18 protein-coding genes are annotated in these 18802 nt (G+C 72.9%); 6 read left to right on the top strand and 12 right to left on the bottom strand.

Annotated elements, in window-relative coordinates:
- Positions 1-5 precede the first annotated feature (5 nt).
- Together DRB96_RS00720 and DRB96_RS00715 are read right to left on the bottom strand one after the other, a co-directional pair.
- Positions 6-734, bottom strand: a complete 729-nt coding sequence (locus DRB96_RS00720) for a carbon-nitrogen hydrolase family protein (RefSeq protein WP_112446281.1) — start codon at positions 732-734, stop codon at positions 6-8.
- A gap of 48 nt (positions 735-782) precedes the next feature.
- On the bottom strand, positions 783-1358 hold the full coding sequence (locus DRB96_RS00715) for a TetR/AcrR family transcriptional regulator (protein ID WP_112446280.1): 576 nt from the start codon (positions 1356-1358) through the stop codon (positions 783-785).
- A gap of 186 nt (positions 1359-1544) precedes the next feature.
- On the opposite strand from DRB96_RS00715, the gene DRB96_RS00710 reads away from it, so the two are divergent.
- On the top strand, positions 1545-4004 hold the full coding sequence (locus DRB96_RS00710) for a glycoside hydrolase family 3 C-terminal domain-containing protein (protein ID WP_112446279.1): 2460 nt from the start codon (positions 1545-1547) through the stop codon (positions 4002-4004).
- 90 nt (positions 4005-4094) lie between these two features.
- Here DRB96_RS00710 and DRB96_RS00705 read toward each other — a convergent pair whose 3' ends face one another.
- Positions 4095-5000 carry an SGNH/GDSL hydrolase family protein gene (locus tag DRB96_RS00705; RefSeq protein WP_112446278.1) on the bottom strand — a complete coding sequence of 302 codons (906 nt, stop codon included), beginning with the start codon at positions 4998-5000 and terminating at the stop codon, positions 4095-4097.
- Positions 5001-5249: 249 nt separating this feature from the next.
- Here DRB96_RS00705 and DRB96_RS00700 point away from each other — a divergent pair, with 249 nt between their 5' ends.
- Positions 5250-5744, top strand: coding sequence for a DUF3145 domain-containing protein (locus DRB96_RS00700; protein ID WP_112446277.1), 495 nt, complete (start codon positions 5250-5252; stop codon positions 5742-5744).
- Between the two features lie 66 nt (positions 5745-5810).
- On the opposite strand, the gene fabF is transcribed toward DRB96_RS00700, so the two are convergent.
- The 5 genes from fabF to fasR form a co-directional block, all read right to left on the bottom strand.
- Positions 5811-7076 (bottom strand): beta-ketoacyl-ACP synthase II, encoded by a 1266-nt coding sequence (fabF, locus tag DRB96_RS00695; RefSeq protein ID WP_112446276.1) that lies wholly within the window; start codon positions 7074-7076, stop codon positions 5811-5813.
- Between the two features lie 79 nt (positions 7077-7155).
- A complete protein-coding gene (locus DRB96_RS00690) occupies positions 7156-7404 on the bottom strand; it encodes an acyl carrier protein (protein ID WP_112446275.1) in 249 nt (82 codons plus the stop codon).
- Between the two features lie 59 nt (positions 7405-7463).
- The gene (locus DRB96_RS00685) at positions 7464-8468 is read right to left on the bottom strand and encodes a ketoacyl-ACP synthase III (RefSeq protein WP_112446274.1); all 1005 of its coding nucleotides are present in this window, start codon (positions 8466-8468) and stop codon (positions 7464-7466) included.
- Between the two features lie 19 nt (positions 8469-8487).
- Positions 8488-9405, bottom strand: a complete 918-nt coding sequence (locus tag DRB96_RS00680) for an ACP S-malonyltransferase (protein WP_112446273.1) — start codon at positions 9403-9405, stop codon at positions 8488-8490.
- A gap of 89 nt (positions 9406-9494) precedes the next feature.
- Complete coding sequence (fasR, locus tag DRB96_RS00675; RefSeq protein WP_112453119.1) at positions 9495-10679, bottom strand: fatty acid biosynthesis transcriptional regulator FasR; 1185 nt, start codon at positions 10677-10679, stop codon at positions 9495-9497.
- Positions 10680-10794: 115 nt separating this feature from the next.
- On the opposite strand from fasR, the gene DRB96_RS00670 reads away from it, so the two are divergent.
- The gene (locus tag DRB96_RS00670; RefSeq protein ID WP_112453118.1) at positions 10795-11457 is read left to right on the top strand and encodes a pirin family protein; all 663 of its coding nucleotides are present in this window, start codon (positions 10795-10797) and stop codon (positions 11455-11457) included.
- Between the two features lie 12 nt (positions 11458-11469).
- Here the strand turns inward: DRB96_RS00670 and DRB96_RS00665 are convergent, their stop codons facing one another.
- Positions 11470-12291, bottom strand: coding sequence for a serine hydrolase domain-containing protein (locus tag DRB96_RS00665; RefSeq protein ID WP_112453117.1), 822 nt, complete (start codon positions 12289-12291; stop codon positions 11470-11472).
- Between the two features lie 60 nt (positions 12292-12351).
- On the opposite strand from DRB96_RS00665, the gene DRB96_RS00660 reads away from it, so the two are divergent.
- Positions 12352-12747, top strand: a complete 396-nt coding sequence (locus DRB96_RS00660) for a MerR family transcriptional regulator (protein ID WP_112453116.1) — start codon at positions 12352-12354, stop codon at positions 12745-12747.
- Positions 12744-13793 (top strand): aldo/keto reductase, encoded by a 1050-nt coding sequence (locus DRB96_RS00655; protein WP_112446272.1) that lies wholly within the window; start codon positions 12744-12746, stop codon positions 13791-13793. The genes DRB96_RS00660 and DRB96_RS00655 overlap by 4 nt, the downstream gene beginning before the upstream one ends.
- 37 nt (positions 13794-13830) lie before the next feature.
- On the opposite strand, the gene DRB96_RS00650 is transcribed toward DRB96_RS00655, so the two are convergent.
- The 3 genes from DRB96_RS00650 to DRB96_RS00640 all read right to left on the bottom strand — a co-directional run bounded on the left by DRB96_RS00650 (position 13831) and on the right by DRB96_RS00640 (position 16767).
- A complete protein-coding gene (locus tag DRB96_RS00650; RefSeq protein WP_112446271.1) occupies positions 13831-14661 on the bottom strand; it encodes a DUF4429 domain-containing protein in 831 nt (276 codons plus the stop codon).
- A gap of 74 nt (positions 14662-14735) precedes the next feature.
- Positions 14736-15875: an alpha/beta hydrolase gene (locus DRB96_RS00645; RefSeq protein WP_204357970.1), complete on the bottom strand. Its 1140-nt coding sequence runs from the start codon at positions 15873-15875 to the stop codon at positions 14736-14738.
- Positions 15876-16104: 229 nt separating this feature from the next.
- Positions 16105-16767: a TetR family transcriptional regulator gene (locus DRB96_RS00640; protein WP_112446270.1), complete on the bottom strand. Its 663-nt coding sequence runs from the start codon at positions 16765-16767 to the stop codon at positions 16105-16107.
- 122 nt (positions 16768-16889) lie between these two features.
- Between DRB96_RS00640 and DRB96_RS00635 the strand changes: the two genes are divergently transcribed.
- On the top strand, positions 16890-18503 hold the full coding sequence (locus tag DRB96_RS00635; protein WP_112446269.1) for an MFS transporter: 1614 nt from the start codon (positions 16890-16892) through the stop codon (positions 18501-18503).
- Positions 18504-18802: the final 299 nt, after the last annotated feature.

The raw sequence follows: 18802 nt of genomic DNA, 5'->3' as shown, positions 1-18802 counted from the left end.
GCCCGTCAGGCGTTGGCCCGCTCCGCCGGGATGTCCGCCACCGCGAAGGACGGCGTGCGGTCGTCGGCCTCGGCCAGCAGCGCCCCCCCCGGCGCCCACACGGCCGCGCCCCCGCACCCGGTCCACGGCCCCGCCGGCCCGACGTGGTTGGCGAGGGCCACGTACATGCCGTGGTCCCGGGCGATCCCGGGGTGGACCCAGGCGCGCTCGCCGACGCCGTCGCCCGTCCCGTAGAGCGAGCTCGCCAGGTGCACCCGGCAGCCGGCCGCCGCGCCCGCGCCGGGCACGTCCGCGAAGTGGTTGTCGAAGCAGATGCCCAGGGAGAAGCGGATCCCGCCGAGTTCGAACCGGCCCGGGACCGCCCCCGCCGCGAAGACCTCCTGCTCGTGGCGGAAGAGGTGCTGCTTGGCGTACGTGGTCACGTGCGCGCCGGCCGCGTCGTGCACCAGGGTCGCGATGAGGGGCAGGGGGCCGTCCCCGCGCAGCGCGACGTTGACGGCGGTGGCGGTCCCGGCGGCCCGGACGGGGTCCAGCCGGGGGTCGTCCGGCCCGGTCAGCCACAGTCCCGGGTCGGTGGCGAGCGCGGGCAGTTCGTACCCGGTCAGCGTGAGCTCGGGGAACACCACCAGGTCGACGCCCTCCGCCCGGGCCCGGGCGGCGAGGGCGGCCGCGCGCGCGGCGTTGGCGGGCACGTCGGCGGGGACGCAGGTCAGCTGGGCGGCGGCGATCTTCACGGGCTCCAGCTTGCCAGCCGGCGCGAGGGGGCGGGGAGCGGGTCCGGGTCAGGCCGCCGGTCCGTGCAGGAGCGTCAGGAAGGACCGGAAGACGGCCGGCATGTCCACGGCTTCCGGGGCGAGCAGCCACTGGTACTGGAGGCCGTCCATCACGGCGGCCAGCAGCGGGGCCGCCTGCTCGGGGGTGAGGCCCGAGGGGAGGCGCTCGCCGAACTCGGCGCGCAGCATCGCCGCCATCTCCCCGCGCACCTGCGCGTACCGATCGGTGAAGAACTCCCGTGCGGGATGGCCGTCGGTGACGCTCTCGCCGAGCAGTGCGGAGAAGGTCTGCACGATGCCCGGGCGCATCGCGTTGTAGTCCACCAGCGAGGCCAGCAGGTCCAGGCGCCACGTGCCGGCCGAGGCGCGGCTGCCGCCGCCGGTGTCCCAGCGGTCGCGCTCCTCCAGGACGGCGACCAGCAGCGCCTCCTTGGTCGGGAAGTAGTGCAGCAGCCCCTGCTGGGTCAGCCCCACGCGCTCGGCGACCGTACCGAGTGAAGCGCCGCGGTAGCCGCGCTCCGCGATGACCTCGACGGCCGCGCGGACGATCTCCCCGCGCCGTTCCTCACTTCTCGCCCTGGCCATCGCCGCGACGCCCCTTCCGTTCAGCCCGCCAGCAGGACCGTACGGCATCTTTCTATCACGAACAGATTACGAACCCTACCGCTCTACAGGTAAACGGTCCACGATGGAGCCAGCCGCACCGCGCAGCCGCCCCGCACGGCCGGCGCGCGGCCCCGCGTCTCGACTACCCGCACTCAACGAGGAGGCATGGCCGTGACCGATGCCGATCAGGTCCGCAACGACGTCGTAGAGGCGGCGCTGGGCAAGCTGGACCTCGACACCAAGGCCCGGCTGCTGGCCGGCCAGGACATGTGGTCCCTGCCCGCCGTCCCCGAGATCGGGCTGCGCTCCCTGGTCTTCTCCGACGGCCCCATCGGGGTGCGCGGCGTGCGCTGGACCGCCGACGACCCGTCCGTCGCCCTGCCCTCCCCGACCGCGCTCGCCGCCGCCTGGGACCCGGCGCTCGCCCGCCGGGCCGGCCGCCTCCTCGCCCAGGAGGCCCGCCGCAAGGGCGTCCACGTCCTCCTCGCGCCCACCGTCAACCTGCACCGCTCCCCGCTCGGCGGCCGCCACTTCGAGTGCTACTCGGAGGACCCGTACCTCACCGGCGCCGTCGGCAGCGGCTACGTGAACGGGGTCCAGGACGGCGGGGTCGGCACCACCGTCAAGCACTTCGTCGGCAACGACGCCGAGACCGACCGGTTCACCGTCGACAGCGTCATCGCCCCGCGCCCGCTGCGCGAGCTGTACCTGGCGCCCTTCGAGGCGATCGTCGCCAACGCCCACCCGTGGGGCATCATGACGGCCTACAACCGGGTCAACGGCGTGTACATGAGCGAGAACGCCCACCTCGTCAACGAGGTCCTGCGCGCCGAGTGGGGCTTCGACGGCTGCAACGTCTCCGACTGGATGGCCGCCCGCTCCACCACCGGCGACATCCTCGGCGGCCTCGACGTGGTCATGCCCGGCCCCGCCTGCGTCTACGGCGCACCGCTCGCCGACGCCGTCCGCTCCGGCGAGGTGCCGGAAGCCGCCGTCGACGAGGCCGTCCGCAACGTCCTGCGCCTCGCCGCCCGCGTCGGCATCCTGGAGGGCGCCCCCGCCGTCGTCGGCGAGGTCCCGGCGCCCGTCGACGGCCAGGCCCTGGCCCGCGAGCTCGCCGCCCGCGGCTTCGTCCTCGTCCGCAACGAGGCCGTGTCCGGCACCGAGCGGGCCCTGCCCCTCGACACCTCCGCCGGCCGCACCGTCGCCGTCATCGGCGCCGCCGCCCGCGACGCCCGCGTGCTGGGCGGCGGTTCCGCCACCGTCTTCCCCGAGCGGATCGTCTCCCCGCTGGACGGACTGACCGCGGCCCTCCCCGAGGGCGCGGTGCGCTTCGCCGTCGGCGCCGACCCCAGCGACGAACTCACCCCCGCTGACAAGGGCTTCGAGCTCCGCGCGATCTGCCGCGACGCCTCCGGCGCCGTCCTCGGCACGGGCTCGCTGCCGACCGGCCAGGTCCAGTGGATCGGCGACGACCTGCCCGAGGGCGCCGCGTACGAGACGATGGCGAGCATCGAGGTCGTCGGCACCTTCGTCCCGCGCGAGAGCGGCGAGCACGCCTTCGGCACCCGCGGACTCGGCGCCTTCGCCCTCGCCGTCGGCGGCGAGATCCGCTGGGAGGGCGTCCAGTCGATGGGCAACGAGGCCGACCCGTTCGAGGCCTTCTTCGGAGCCCCCAACGAACGGACCCGCCTCACCCTCACCGAGGGCGAGGCCGTCGAGGTCTCCCTGACCTACCAGGTCCCCGACGTGAGCGCCCTGCCCCTCAAGGCGATCATGTTCTCCTTCCTCCATCTCGGCCCGCAGCGCTCCGCCGACGAGCTCATCGACGAGGCCGTGGAGGCGGCGCGCGCGGCCGACACCGCCGTCGTGGTCGTCGCCACCACCGAGCGCGTGGAGTCCGAGGGCTTCGACCGGGTCGACCTCACCCTCCCGGGCCGCCAGGACGACCTGGTCAGGGCCGTCGCCGCGGTCAACCCGAACACCGTGGTCGTCGTCAACGCCGGCTCCCCGGTCGAGCTCCCGTGGCGCGAGGAGGTCGCCGCCGTCCTGCTGACCTGGTTCCCCGGGCAGGAGGGCGGGGCCGCGCTGGCCGACGTACTCCTCGGCGACGCCGAGCCGGGCGGGCGGCTGCCCACCACCTGGCCCGCGCGGTTCGCGGACGCGCCGGTCACCGAGGTCATCCCGACCGAGGGGCGCCTGGAGTACGGAGAGGGGCTCTTCATCGGCTACCGGGCGTACGAGCGGGAGGGGATCGCCCCCGCCTACCCCTTCGGCCACGGCCTCGGCTACACGGACTGGGCGTACGAGTCCCTGGAGGCCACCCCGGAGGCGGTGCGGGTCCGCCTCACCAACACCGGCGCCCGGCCGGGCCGCGAGACCGTCCAGATCTACCTGGCCCCCACGGCCGACACCGTGGAGCGCCCGGCGAGCTGGCTGGCCGGCTTCGCGAGCGTGAGCGCCGGGCCCGGCGAGAGCGTGGAGGTCGAGATCGCCCTGCCCGGGCGCGCCTTCGAGATCTGGGACGAGGACGCCCGCGCCTGGCAGCGGATCGGCGGCGGCTACGAGGTCCGCGCGAGCCACGCGCACGGCGACACGCGGCTGACGGCGACCCTCGATCTGTAATGGCCGGAAATCACCCGTGTTGAGGTGATCCAAGAGCTGGACCGGGGGCGGGCCCTGACACCCGCCCCCGGTCCTGTCCGCTGTCCGGCGTCAACGCGGGGGCTCGGCGGAGGTCACCTGTCGGTGCGCCAGTTCCGCGAGCCGCGCCTGTCCGTCCTTGCCCGGGTGGAACCAGTCCCAGCGGCTCAACTGCTCCGCCGAGAACGGGTACTGGAAGACCGCGCCGCCGTCGTAGCGGCACAGCCCGTCCTTCGCGCAGACCTCGCGCAGCACCTCGTTGTACTCGACCACGCGCGCCCGCACCTGCTCGCGCCGGGCCGTCGCCCCGGCGGTCTCGGAGGTGGGTTCGGCGAGCATCGACTGGCAGATGCCGAGCCGCCAGACCTGGCGCACCATCGGATCGTCCTTGCCCTGCTCCCACAGGCGCTGGAGGTCCGGGACGCTGGAGACGTACACCTGCGAGGCGGGCGAGGCGGCCCGCAGGTCCGCGAGCGCCTTCTCGAACCCGGAGCGGAAGGCGGCCACCGGGGTCATCGACGAAGCCGACGGCCGGCAGGCGTCGTTCGAGCCCACCATCACCGTGACCAGGCCGGGCCTGTGCGCGGCGGCGGAGGCCAGCTGTCCCGGCAGGTCGGCCATCCGGGAGCCGGTCACCGCGTAGTTCCAACTGCGCGCGGGCGCCTCGGCCTCCCCGAGCAGCCGAGCGGCCAGCGAGTGGACGGCGGGGTCGTCACCGGTGGCCCAGGAGGCCTCCGGGCAGTCGGCCAGCACCGAACAGGCGTCGAAACCGCGCGTGATGGAGTCGCCGACCGCGGCGACCGAGGCGGGCGCGGTGTTCCAGCGGGGCGCGGCCTGCGCCCCCCGTTCGCCCGCGGGCTTCGCCCCGTCGGCCGAACACCCGCCCAGCACACCCGCCGCCACGACCAGCAGGGCGGCCGTCGCGCCCGCGCCCGGAAGCGTCCTGCGCGCTCGGCGGCGCGGGGCGGTGGTGCGCATGCGGGAGGTCCCTCCTCGTCGCCCCGCGTCCATCGGGGGCGTCCTGCTGAGTGAATGCTCTGTGTTTACGGGCCTGGGAGCGACCGTACGTCACACCATGACCCCCGGCGCACGGTAGCTTTTTCCCGTGGCGTTTCGGCCGCAAGTCCCGCAACGCAATGTCAAATAATTTCCGTTACATTACATCACGTCACATACTGTCCGTTTTCTGGAGTTTATTCCCGACCTCGTCCCACACTGGAGGTCCCGGTGACGACACGTGGAGTCCTGTACGTGCACTCCGCACCGCGCGCGCTCTGCCCGCACGTGGAATGGGCTGTTGCGGGGGTGCTCGGGGTGCGGGTGAACCTCGACTGGATCCGTCAGCCCGCCTCCCCGGGCACCTGGAGAGCCGAGTTCTCCTGGCAGGCCGAGGCGGGCACCGCATCGAAACTCGCCTCCGCCCTGCGCGGCTGGCACCTGCTCCGCTTCGAAGTGACCGCGGAACCCTGCCCGACGGCCGAGGGCGAGCGCTACAGCTCCACCCCGCAGCTCGGCATCTTCCACGCCGTCACCGGAATGCACGGCGACATCCTGATCCCCGAGGACCGGCTGCGTGCCGCCCTCGCCCGGTCCTCGCGCGGAGAGACGGACCTGGAGGCGGAGATCGCCAAACTGCTCGGCAAGCCCTGGGACGACGAGCTCGAACCCTTCCGCTACGCCGGCGAGGGCGCTCCGGTGCGCTGGCTCCACCAGGTCGTCTGAGCCCTGCTCGCGCACGCGAAAGGCCCACCCGGAACCATCCGGGTGGGCCTTTCGCGTGGGTCTCGGTCAGACAGTACGGAACGCGAGCGTCACGTTGTGGCCGCCGAAGCCGAAGGAGTTGTTGATCGCGGAGATCGGGCCGTCGGCCGGGAGCTTGCGGGGCTCGCCGCGCACGATGTCCGCGTCGATGTCGTCGTCGATGTCGTCGAGGTTGATCGTCGGCGGGGCCAGGCGGTGGTACAGCGCCAGCACCGTCGCGACGGTCTCGATGCCGCCCGCGCCACCGAGGAGGTGACCGGTCATCGACTTGGTGGCCGAGATCGCGATGTGGTCGAGGTCGTCGCCCAGCACCTTGCGCAGGGCCTTCAGCTCGGCCGTGTCACCCTGCGGGGTGGACGTGGCGTGCGCGTTCAGGTGGACCAGCTCGGCCGGGTCGAGACCCGTGTTGTCGAGCAGGTTCTGCACGGCGGCCGCGACACCGCGGCCGGTCGGCTCCGGCTGCGCGATGTGGTGGCTGTCCGCGGACAGGCCCTGGCCCAGCACCTCGCAGTAGACCCGGGCGCCGCGCGCGGCGGCGTGCTCGGCGGACTCCAGGATCACGACGCCGGCGCCCTCGCCGAGGACGAAGCCGTCGCGGGCCTTGTCGTACGGGCGGGAGGCCGTGGTCGGGTTCTCGTTGTTCTTGGACATCGCCATCATGTTGGCGAACGCGGCGATCGGCAGCGGGTGGATCGCCGCCTCGGTGCCGCCCGCGACGACCACGTCGGCACGGCCGGTGCGGATCATCTCGACGGCGTAGCCGATGGCCTCGGCGCCCGACGCGCAGGCGCTGACCGGAGTGTGCACACCCGCGCGGGCGTTGACCTCCAGGCCGACGTTGGCCGACGGGCCGTTCGGCATGAGCATGGGGACGGTGTGCGGGGAGACCCGGCGCACACCCTTTTCCTTCAGTACGTCGTACTGGTCGAGCAGGGTGGTCACGCCGCCGATGCCGGAGGCGATGACGGTGCCCAGGCGCTCGGGCGCGATCGACGCGTCCTCGCCCGCCGGGGCGGTGTAGCCGGCGTCGGCCCACGCCTCGCGGGCCGCGATGATCGCGAACTGGGCCGAGCGGTCCAGCTTGCGGGCCAGCGGCCGGGGAAGGACCTCACTCGGGTCCACGGCGGCAGTTGCGGCGATACGAACCGGGAGTTCGGCAAAGCGCTCGCCCTCGAGGGGCTTTACGCCGGAACGGCCGGCAAGCAGACCTTCCCAGGTCGAAGCGCTGTCGCCACCCAGCGGAGTGGTTGCGCCGATACCGGTGACGACCACGGTGCGATTGGTCGGGCTCACAGGAATTCTTTCTCCACGTCTCAGGGGGTGCTGAATTGTCACGGCGCCACCGCCAGGTGGCGACAAACGCTCGTCAGGCTCAGGCCTGGTTCTTGAGGATGTAGCTCGCAGCATCGCCGACGGTCTTGAGACCCTTGACGTCCTCGTCCGGGATCTTCACCTCGAAGCGCTCTTCGGCGGCGACGACGACCTCGACCATGGACAGCGAGTCGACGTCCAGGTCGTCGGTGAAGGACTTCTCGAGCTGGACGTCCTCGGTCGGGATGCCGGCGATCTCGTTGACGATCTCGGCGAGACCTTCGACGATCTCATCCTGGGTGTAGGCCATGTGGCGCTCCTTCATTGGGTACTGGGGTGGAACAGGGACGGAAAAAGGGATTCCGGACCCTAGGGGAGGGTAACGACCGTCGCGGCGTAGACGAGTCCCGCCCCGAAGCCGATGACGAGCGCGGTGTCGCCGCTCTTCGCCGCTCCGGTCGCCAGGAGCCGCTCCATAGCGAGCGGGATCGAGGCGGCCGAGGTGTTGCCGGTGGTTTCGACGTCACGGGCGACCGTGACGTGCTCCGGCAGCTTCAGAGTCTTCACCATCGAGTCGATGATCCGCATGTTTGCCTGGTGCGGAATGAAGACGTCCAGGTCATCGGCGGTGATCCCGGCTGCGTCGAGCGCCTGCTGGGCCACCTTGGCCATCTCGAAGACGGCCCAGCGGAAGACCGCCTGGCCCTCCTGGGTGATGGCCGGAAACTTCTCGGCGCTGTCCGTGCTGCGGTACTCGTCCCACGGCACGGTCTGCTTGATCGTCTCGGACTTGTCGCCCTCGGAACCCCACACCGTGGGGCCGATGCCCGGCTCGTCCGAGGGGCCGACGACCACGGCGCCCGCGCCGTCGCCGAAGAGGAAGGCCGTCGCACGGTCCTCCAGGTCGGTGAGGTCCGAGAGCCGCTCCACGCCGATGACGAGGACGTACTCCGCCGAACCCTCCACGATCAGGCCCTTGGCCAGGGTCAGGCCGTAGCCGAAGCCGGCGCAGCCCGCCGAGATGTCGAAGGCCGCGGGCTTGCCCGCGCCGATGCGGTGCGCGATCTCCGTCGCGACCGCCGGGGTCTGCTTGAAGTGCGACACCGTCGAGACGATCACGGCGCCGATCTTCTCCGGCTCGATCCCGGCGGCGGCCAGCGCCTTGCCGGAGGCCTCCACCGACATCGCGGCGACGGTCTCCTGGGGCGAGGCCCAGTGCCGCGTGGCGATGCCGGAACGGGAGCGGATCCACTCGTCGGACGAGTCGATGGTCTCGAGGATGACCTCGTTGGGCACCACGCGGACAGGGCGGTAGCCGCCCACACCGAGGATGCGGGCGTACGGGGAGCCCTTGGATGGCTTGATCTTCGACATGCTGTGTGGGCTCCTTCTCTCAGACCGCGTGCTCGGCTACGAGCGCCGCGGCCTTCTCGAGATCGTCCGGGGTCCTCAGGGCCACGCTCGGTACGCCCTTGAGCGCGCGCTTGGCCAGACCCGTCAGAGTGCCACCCGGGGACAGCTCGATGATCCCCGTGACACCCAGTTCGGCGAACGTCTCCATGCACAGGTCCCAGCGGACCGGGTTGGCCACCTGGCCGACCAGCCGGGCGACGACATCGGCGCCCGTGGTCACGACCTGGCCATCCTTGTTCGATACGTACTTCAGCACCGGGTCGGCCGGGGAGAGGGCGGCTGCCGCCTTCTCCAGACCGGCGACCGCCGGAGCCATGTGGTGCGTGTGGAAGGCGCCCGCGACCTTGAGGGCGACGACCTTCATGGAACCCTCGGGCTTCTCGGCCTCCAGGGCCGCGATCTGCTCCATGGTCCCCGCGGCCACGATCTGGCCCGCGCCGTTCACGTTCGCCGGGGTCAGGCCCAGCTTCTCCAGGTGGGCCACGACGACGTCCGGCTCCCCGCCGAGGACCGCCGCCATGCCCGTCGCGGTGATCGCCGCGGCCTCGGCCATGCCGAGCCCGCGGGTGCGTACGAAGGACAGCGCGTCCGTGTCGGACAGCACGCCGGCGTAGGCGGCGGCGGTGATCTCGCCGACGCTGTGGCCCGCGACGGCACCGAAGGCCGTGGGCGCGCCCAGCGCGGACGCGGAGAGCAGACCGGCGGCAACCAGCAGGGGCTGCGCCACGGCCGTGTCGCGGATCTCCTCCGCGTCGGCCTTCGTGCCGTAGTGGGCAAGGTCGAGCCCGATGGCGTCCGACCAGCCGGCGACGCGGGCAGCGGCGCCGGGCAGTTCGAGCCAGGGAGTCAGGAAGCCGGGCGTCTGTGCGCCTTGGCCGGGAGCGACGAGTACGAGCACCCTCACACTCTCTCTTGTGTTCGGTCCGCGCCGCCCGTGGGGACAGGGACGAAGAACCTTCGGGGTAATTGTTGATGTCCGACAAAAGTCTAGGACTGAGGATCGCCGTCGGCCAGACGCCCGAGGATCAGGGCGATCCTCAGGGTGAACGCGGAACGGACATCTGAGGGCGACCAGCCGGTGACGTCCGTCACACGTCGCAGCCGGTAGCGCACGGTGTTGGGGTGAACGAACAGCATCCGAGCTGCGCCTTCGAGACTGCTCGCCTGCTCCAGGTAGACGCTGAGCGTCTCCAGGAGGGCCGAACCCGCCTCCTCCAGCGGTCTGTAGATCTCCTCCACCAACTGCTCGCGCGCCGAAGGGTCCGACGCGATCGCGCGTTCGGGCAGGAGATCGTCCGCCAGCACCGGACGCGGAGCGTCCTGCCAGGCCGTGCAGGCCTTGAGCCCGGCCGCCGCCGCCTGCGCGGACTTCGTGGCGTTCAGCAGGTCCGGGACGACCGGGCCGGCCACCACCGGACCCGCCGCGAACGGCCCGATCAGGGACTTCGCGACCTGCATCGGATTGTCGCTGCCGCCCGCGATGACCACGAGCCGGTCGCCGAGCACACCGGTGAGGACCTGCAGCTTGTGGTGGCGGGCCGCGCGCCGGATCGCCTCCACCGTCAGCTCGCTGTCGCCCTCCGGCGCGGTGCCCAGCACGACGCACACGTGGTCCGGGGAGTTCCAGCCGAGCGCCGCCGCCCGGGACAGGGCGCCCTCGTCGGCCTCGCCGGACAGCACCGCGTTGACGACCAGCGACTCCAGCCGGGCGTCCCACGCCCCGCGGGCCTCGGCGGCCTGCGCGTACACCTGGGCGGTCGCGAAGGCGATCTCCCGGGCGTACACCAGCAGCGCCTCGCGCAGGATCGACTCGTCACCGGGTGCCGCGACCTCGTCGATCGCGGTCTCCATGACCTCGATCGTGGTCCGCACCATCTCGACGGTCTGGCGCAGGGTGATCGCCCGGGTCAGCTCGCGCGGAGCCGTCCCGAAGACATCGGTCGAGATCGCCTGAGGGGCCTCCGGATGCCGGAACCACTCGGTGAACGCGGCGATGCCGGCCTGGGCGACCAGGCCGATCCAGGACCGGTTCTCCGGTGGCATCGCCCGGTACCACGGCAGCGTCTCGTCCATGCGCGCGATGGCGTTGGCCGCGAGCCGGCCGGAGGACTTCTCGAGCCGCCGCAGCGTCGCGGAATGCGGATGGGCGGGAGCCGGATGCGCGGAATGGATCGCGGGGGAATGCTCACGTTCGGGTTGGGGCACGTGACAAGACTGCCTTATCGGGGAGAGCTCGCGGCGTCCGGTACCACGGGCGCCACCCGGTCCGGAGGCTACGGTGACCCCCATGATTGATGTACGCCGCGGCTCCGACCGGTACGAGGGCGGGGACGCGCAGGCCGGGATCGCCACCCGGCACGCCTTCTCCTTCGGACAGCACTACGACCCGGACAACCTGCGCTTCGGCCCGGTCATGGCGTGCAACGAGGAGACCCTCGCCCCCGGCGCCGGCTTCGACGAGCACCCCCACAGCCACACCGAGATCGTCACCTGGGTGGCCGACGGCGAGCTCACCCACCAGGGCGCCACGGGCGCCGGAACCCTGGTCCGGCCCGGCGACGTACAGCACCTCGGCGCCGCTTCCGGCACGCGCCACGTGGAGCGCAACGACGGCCCCGGGCCGCTGCGCTTCGTCCAGATGTGGCTCGCGCCGCTCGACACGGCCGGGGAGCCCTCGTACGCCCTGGTCAGGGGCATCGCCGACAGCACGCCCTACGCGGTGCCGGCGGCCGGGGCCGTCCTGCACGTACGGCGGCCGGGCGCGGGCGAGCGGGTCGCCGTGCCGGCGGCCGAGCGGGTGTACGTGCACGTCGTACGGGGAGACCTGCGCCTGGACGGCGAGCACGGGGAGGAGATCGGCCCCGGGGACTCCCTGCGGATCACCGGCGAGCCGGACCTGGAGCTCGTCGCCGGATCCCCGGGCGAGCTGCTGATCTGGGAGCTTCCCTGACCGGCCGGCCGATCAGACCGGGCGGCGGAGGTCGGCGAGCACCGCGTCGGTGAACACGGGCCAGGCCTCCACGGCCCACGGGCCGAAGGGGCGGTCGGTCAGCGCCACGCACGCGGCGCGCGCGTCCGGGTCCACCCACAGGAAGGTCCCGGCCTGCCCGAAGTGCCCGAAGGTGCGCGGCGAGGAGCCGGAGCCCGTCCAGTGCGGGGCCTTCCCGTCGCGGATCTCCAGACCGAGGCCCCAGTCGTTGGGGGACTGGTGGCCGTAGCCGGGCAGGACGCCCTTCAGTCCGGGGTGGACCACGGCGGTGGCCTCGGCGACGGTGCGGACGTCCAGCAGCCGCGGCTGCTGGAGTTCGGCGGCGAAGCGCGCGAGGTCGGCGACGGTGGAGACGCCGTCCTTGGCGGGGGAGCCCTCCAGGCTGCTCGACGCCATGCCCAGCGGCTCGAAGACCGCCTGGTGGACGTACTCGGAGAAGGGGATCCCGGTGGCCTTGGCGATGTGGTCGCCCAGCACCTCGAAACCGGCGTTCGAGTACAGGCGGCGCTGCCCGGGCGGGGAGCTCACGCGGTGCTCGTCGAAGGCCAGGCCACTGGTGTGCGCCAGCAGGTGGCGGACGGTGGAGCCCTGCGGCCCGGCCGGCTCGTCCAGCTCGATCGCGCCCTCCTCGTAGGCGACGAGGGCGGCGTAGGCGGCGAGCGGCTTGGTCACGGAGGCCAGGGCGAAGCGGTGGTCCACCGGGCCGTGGGCGCCCAGTACGGTCCCGTCGGCGCGGACGACGGCGGCCGCGGCGGTCACAACCGGCCAGTTCTCGATGGTCCGCAGACTCTGCATGCTCTCCATGCGGCCGAGCCTACTTGCTTGGAGTGCACTCCAAGGTTTTAGCGTGTGGCCATGAGCCTGACGCAGACGCGGTACACGATCAGCGAGGTCGAGGCCCGGACCGGTCTGACCCAGCACACCTTGCGCTGGTACGAGCGGATCGGCCTCATGCCGCACGTGGACCGCTCGCACTCGGGACAGCGGCGCTTCAGCGACAAGGACCTCGACTGGCTGGCCTTCGTGGGCAAGCTGCGCGCCACCGGGATGTCGGTGGCGGACATGGTCCGCTACGCCGAACTGGTCAGGGAGGGCGGGCACACCGTCGGCCAGCGGCGCGAACTGCTGGAGCGGACGCGGCGCGATGTGCGGGCGCGGATCGCGGAACTGGGCGACGCGCTCGCCGTATTGGACTACAAGATCGACATGTATGCGATGCACGCCGTCGCGGAAAAGGCGGACCGGACATGACCGAGAACACCGAGCACGCCGAGCACGCCGAGAAGACCGGCAGGCTCGAAAAGGTCGAACTGGGCAAGGGCGGCCCGCTGGTGGGCGTCCAGGGCCTCGGCTGCATGGGCATGAGCGAGTTCTACGGGGACACGGACGAGGCGGTCGCCCGCCGGACCCTCGACGCGGCGCTCGACGCCGGGGTCACCCTCTTCGACACCGCCGACGTCTACGGGCGGGGCGCGAACGAGGAGTTCCTCGCGCCGTTCGTGGCCGCGCACCGCGAAGAGATCACCCTCGCCACGAAGTTCGCCATCGAGCGCACCGACGACCCGGTGTACCGGGGGGTCCGCAACGACGCGGCGTACATCCGTCGGGCGGTGGAGGCCAGCCTGCGCAGGCTCGGCACCGAGGTGATCGACCTCTACTACATGCACCGGCACGATCCGGCCGTCCCCTTCGCCGAATCGGTCGGCGCGATGGCGGAGTTGGTGCGGGAGGGCAAGGTGCGCCACCTCGGGCTGAGCGAGGTGACCGGGCCCGAGCTGCGCGAGGCGCACGCCGTGCACCCGATCGCGGCGCTCCAGTCGGAGTGGTCGCTCTTCAGCCGGGACGTGGAGCGCAGCGCCGCGGCCGCCGCGGCGGAGCTCGGCGTGGCGCTCGTGCCGTACTCCCCGCTCGGACGCGGCTTCCTGACCGGCGCGTTCACGGACGCGGCGGCGGAGCTGACGGCCGGTGACTTCCGCCGGGACCAGCCCCGGTTCACGGGGGAGAACGCGCGGACGAACGCGGCGCTGCTGGCGCCGGTACGGGAGATCGCGGCGGCGCACGGGGCCACGCCGGGGCAGATCGCGCTGGCGTGGGTGCAGCGGCGGGCGGCGGTGCACGGGCTGACGGTGGTGCCGATCCCCGGCACGCGCAAGCCGGAGCGGGTCGCGGAGAACACGGCGGCGACGCGGATCGCCCTGACGGAAGCCGAGCTGGCGCGGCTGGAGCCGATCGCGTCCCTGGTCGCGGGAGACCGCTACCCGGACATGTCCGCGACGTCGGTGGCCCGCGAGGCGTAGCCCGGGTCGACCCGGGCCGGGTCGGGTCGGGTCGGGGTCAGGCTTCGGCCGCGAAGCGGTCGCGCAGGGCCGTGTACTCCGCGTCGGTGAGCAGGCCCGCGCCGTGCAGTTCGGCGAGGTGCCGGAGGCGATCGTCGGCGCGGGGTCTAGGGACCGACGCGACGGGGGTGCGGGTGCGCAGCCCGGCGAGGACCGCCGCCGCGAACGGCAGGGACTCGTGGACGGCGCCGTAGCCCACGCCGAAGACGGCGGAGGCGAGGTCGTGGTCGGGGCGCGGGTCACCCGGGGCGCCCTGGACCGAGAGCCGCAGGTGGGCCCCGGGGCGGTCCGGGGAGTGCCAGGCGAGGCCGGTCAGCGCGGACAGCGGATAACGCTGGTCGCCGGCCTTCCACTTGGTGCTCGTGGCCCCGGTGCGGGACCAGCGGAAGGCGACGCAGGCGCCGTCGAAGGCGAGGCGGGCGTCGTACGCCTTCAGGGCGAGCGGCGGCTGCGGAGCCGCGACCAGGAAGCGGTCGGCGGGTCCGGCCGGGCCCAGCCGCTCGCGCAGGGCCTGTGCGAAGGCGGCCGCCCGACCCCGGGCGTCGCCGGGCAGCACCAGCCGGTACGGATCGCACGCTTCCCTCAGCTGCCCCGCCGCGGCCTCCACCAGGGGGTCCGCGCCCGCTCGCGCGTGGGCGCGCAGCACGACGGTGTCCCGGCGCCCCGCGGTCACGCTCACCCCGGACAACGCTTCGAGGGGGATCCGGCGGGTTCCCAGGGCGTGCCAGAGCCTGGGCGTTCGCATCCCCCGTGCGAAGCGGATGATCATCGAGTCCGTGGTGCGGTCGAACTCCCAGACGGCATGGTTTCCGGCCAGTACGTCACCCATGCGGCACATCGTAAAGGGACGCACCCCCGCGCGTCCCCCCGCTGTGAGGTCCGATTTCGGGTCGTCCGGGTGGGTCAGGAACCGTCGGCGCGGGAAATCCCGCGCCGGCAGGTGTCGTCCCCGGTGGCGCACACAGTGGAACCGAACGCACCGGTTCCGATTTTGGCGAAGTTGTCCAGGGAAGCGGTCCCTGGCGTGAAGTAGCCGGTGTGGCTCTTGGCTCCGGCCGCCGACAGCACGCGCGCGCCGAACTCCGGGGAGACCGGATCCGCGCCGTGGCCGAGGCCGCCGAACTCCAGGTGCGGGACGTCGGCGATCCAGTCGCCGGTGTCCCGCATCGACCACACCCGCGCCGAAGTGCCCAGCTCGCGGGCGTTGTCGACCCGCATCCCGGGGCTGCCCGCCACTGCGATGTCCGTGACCCGGGCCGGCAGCTCGTGCGCGGCTACCCCGCAGACCACGGAGCCGTAGCTGTGGCAGAACAGCGCCACGCTCGAGCTCCCGGGCAGCGCGGAGGTCAGCGCGCGCAGTCTGGCGGCGCCGTCCACGGCCATCCGGCCGGTCGCCGCGTCCATGCCGACCCCGCTCGGGGCGGTGTAGCCGGCCCAGGCGATGACGGCCGTGCGGCCGGCGGGCGCGGCCGCGCGCTCGGCCTCGTACAGGGACTCCGCCATGCCGACGGGGGCGGTCAGGCGCCGCTCGGTGCGCTCGAAGGTGAGCGCGTCGGTGTCGACGCCCGGGATGATCACCGAGACCCGGCGGGCCGTGCCGAGGTCGCCGAAGACCTCGGCGACCAGGCCGCTGCCGGTGGGGTCGAACATGAGGATCTGCCGGCCCGCTTCGGCGAGGGACTCGAAGCGGTGGGCGCGCCGCCCGGCCGTGGCGCGGTCGGAGGGGGCCAGCGTGACGTCGCCGCGGTGGGCCTCCTCGGACCGCGCGGCCTGCTGCAGGGCGATCCGGTTGGCCCGGTAGCGGGTGGCCACGGGCACGCCGTCGAGGCTTCCGACCACGAGCGGGTGGGCTTCGGCGAGCCGGGCGCGCTGGGCGCCGTCCAGGCTCGCGAAGAAGCGCGCCACGATCGGCGCGGGGGCGTCGGCGGCGGGCAGCGGCCGGCCGCCGAAGCGCGACTGGGCCCAGGAGGTGAGTGCCGCCCGGCGCGCCGAGGCCCCGTCCTCGGGCCGGTACACGGAGGTCCATCCGGTGGTCGCGAGCATGAGGAAGACCACCGTCAGCGCGAGCAGGGTGCGCAGGACGGCCGGGCGCGCGACGGCGTCGGACGAGTGGGGGTGGGCAAGGCCGGACAGTTTCACTGCGCTCAGCGTAGGAGACCATTCCGGCCCGCGGCGCGCCGGGTGACCGGAGTCACCGCGGGCCGCGCGGAGCGGAGCGGCGCCGGATGGCGGCCCGGAAGATCGTGCGGGCCGGCCCGGAAGATCGCGCGGGTCAGACCGGGCGGCGCCAGTCGGCGGCCAGCGCAGGGCCGATCTGGTCGAGGTAGCGCTCGGTCATCCGCCGGATCGTCGCGACGCCGGTGTCCTCGCCCTGCCCCCAGAGCCGCCCGGTGACCCGCATCACGCCCGAGAACGCGGCGACGGCCACCCGGGGGCGCGGATCGGCGTCCACGTCCAGCCCCTCGCGCTCGGCGATCAGCCGGGAGATCCGCTCCTCCAGCTCCGTGGAGCGGCGCAGGTGCACGGCGAGCAGGGCCGGGGTGGACTCGATGAGCCGGTAGCTGCGCATGTACAGGTCGACCGGGACCAGGTCCGAGATGGCCTCCTCGACGGTGTCCCAGGCGTCGAGGACGGCCGCGCGCATCGCCTCGAGCGGGCCCTCGGCCGCGGGGCGGGAGCGCAGCGCGGCGACGAAGTGCGATTCGACCAGGTCCTGGACCGCGAAGGCGACCTCTTCCTTGTTGGCGAAGTACCGGAAGAAGGTGCGCTGGGAGACGTCCACCGCGTCGGTGATCTCGTCGACGGTGGTCTCCTCGTACCCCTGGGCGATGAAGAGGAGGAGGGCGGCGCGCAGCAGCGCGTCGCGGGTGCGCCGCTTCTTGCGCTCGCGCAGTCCGGTCGCCGGTGCGGGCGGCGCGGGACGCTCTTCGGTCATCACGGCGTACGGGGTCCCTTCTGACGCTGGAGTGGGCGGTCAGCGTATCTGTGACGGACCTGACAGCGACTGTCTCGTTAAGCCGTCTGTGAAGTGTCAGCGACTGTCACTAATCTGTCCGCATGACTAGTCAGATCACCGTCGACGGCCAAGGCGTGGTCCTCGGCAAGGAACCGGACCCGGCGCCGGTCCGCACCGGCCTGCGCGGCCATCCGTGGCTGACCCTCTTCGCCGTCGCGGTCGGCGTCATGATGGTCACCCTCGACGGCACGATCGTCGCCGTCGCCAACCCGGCCATCCAGAAGGACCTCGGCGCCTCGCTCGCGGACGTCCAGTGGATCACCAACGGCTACCTCCTGGCCCTCGCGGTCTCCCTGATCACCGCGGGCAAGCTCGGCGACCGCTTCGGCCACCGCCAGACCTTCCTCATAGGCATCGCCGGCTTCGCCGTCTCCTCGGCGGCCATCGGCCTCTCCGGCGGAGTCGAGCTCGTCATCGGCTTCCGCGTCGCCCAGGGCGTCTTCGGTGCCCTGCTGATGCCCGCCGCGCTCGGGCTGCTGCGCGCCACGTTCCCGGCCGAGAAGCTCAACATGGCCATCGGCATCTGGGGCATGGTCATCGGCGCCTCGACCGCCGCCGGGCCGATCGTCGGCGGCCTGCTCGTGGAGAACGTGAGCTGGCAGTCGGTCTTCTTCATCAACGTGCCCGTCGGCGTGCTCGCGCTCGCCTTCGGCCTGTTCATCCTGGTCGACCACCGGGCCGAGAACGCCCCGCGCTCCTTCGACGTCCTCGGCATCGCCCTGCTGTCGGGCGGGATGTTCTCGCTGATCTGGGCCCTGATCAAGGCCTCCGAATGGGGCTGGGGCGACCTCAAGACCCTGGCCTTCCTCGGCGGCTCCCTGCTCTGCTTCGCGGCCTTCGCCGTCTGGGAGAACCACGTCTCCGAGCCGCTGATCCCGCTCGGGATGTTCCGCTCGCTGCCGCTGTCCGCGGGCACCGTGCTGATGGTCCTGATGGCCTTCGCCTTCATGGGCGGGCTGTTCTTCGTGACCTTCTACCTGCAGAACATCCACGGCATGAGCCCCGTGGACAGCGGCCTGCACCTGCTGCCCCTCACCGGGATGATGATCATCGGCTCGCCGCTGGCCGGCTTCGCCATCACCAAGGTCGGCCCGCGCCCGCCGCTGGTCGCGGGCATGGTCGCCACCGCCGTCGCCTGTTTCGGGATGGCCCAGCTGACCCCGGCCACCTCCACCCTCACCATGTCGCTCTGGTTCGCCCTGATGGGCCTCGGGCTCGCGCCCGTCATGGTCGGCGCCACCGAGGTCATCGTCGGCAACGCCCCGCTGGAGCTGTCCGGCGTGGCCGGCGGGCTCCAGCAGGCCGCCATGCAGGTCGGCGGCAGCCTGGGCACCGCCGTGCTCGGCGCGGTCATGGCGAGCAAGGTCGCCGGCACCTTCGGGGACAACTGGGCCGCGGCGAAGCTGCCGCCGCTCACCCCCGAGCAGCTCGACCTCGCGGAGAAGGGGGTCCAGGTCGGTGTGGCCCCGGTCCCGCCGGGCGCTGCGGAGCAGGTCGCGCAGGCCATCACGGGCGTCGCCCACGACACGTTCGTGGCGGGCATGAGCACCGCCTTCACCGTCGCGGGCGTGGTCGCGGTACTCGCCGCGATCGTCGCCGGCTTCACCAAGCGCGGCGAGAACGCCGCCGCGGGGGCGGGCGCGGCCCACATCTAGCCCGTGTCCAGCCCACGTCCAGCCCGTGTCCAGCCCGCCGACCGGCGCTGACCGGCACTGACCGGCGCCGCCCGAGCCGCCCGCTGCGGCCCGGGCGGCGCCCCCTCCGGCGCCTCCCCGGCCCCGTCCGCCGCCGATCGGACGGGGTCGCGGAGGCGTCAACTCCGTGCGTACGAGAGCCCCGCCGGACGGTTCCGGCGGGGTTGTCGCCTATCAGGGTGGACCCGGCCGCGGCCCCTTCCGCCCGGCCGTCCGCGCAGGTCAGCGTGGTGTCGACGGAGCTTTCGGAAACGGTCCGG

Origin of the sequence: Streptomyces sp. ICC1 (assembly GCF_003287935.1) — a bacterium.
GTDB lineage: Bacteria > Actinomycetota > Actinomycetes > Streptomycetales > Streptomycetaceae > Streptomyces > Streptomyces tritrimontium.
This window is presented reverse-complemented; position numbering and strand designations above follow the sequence as displayed.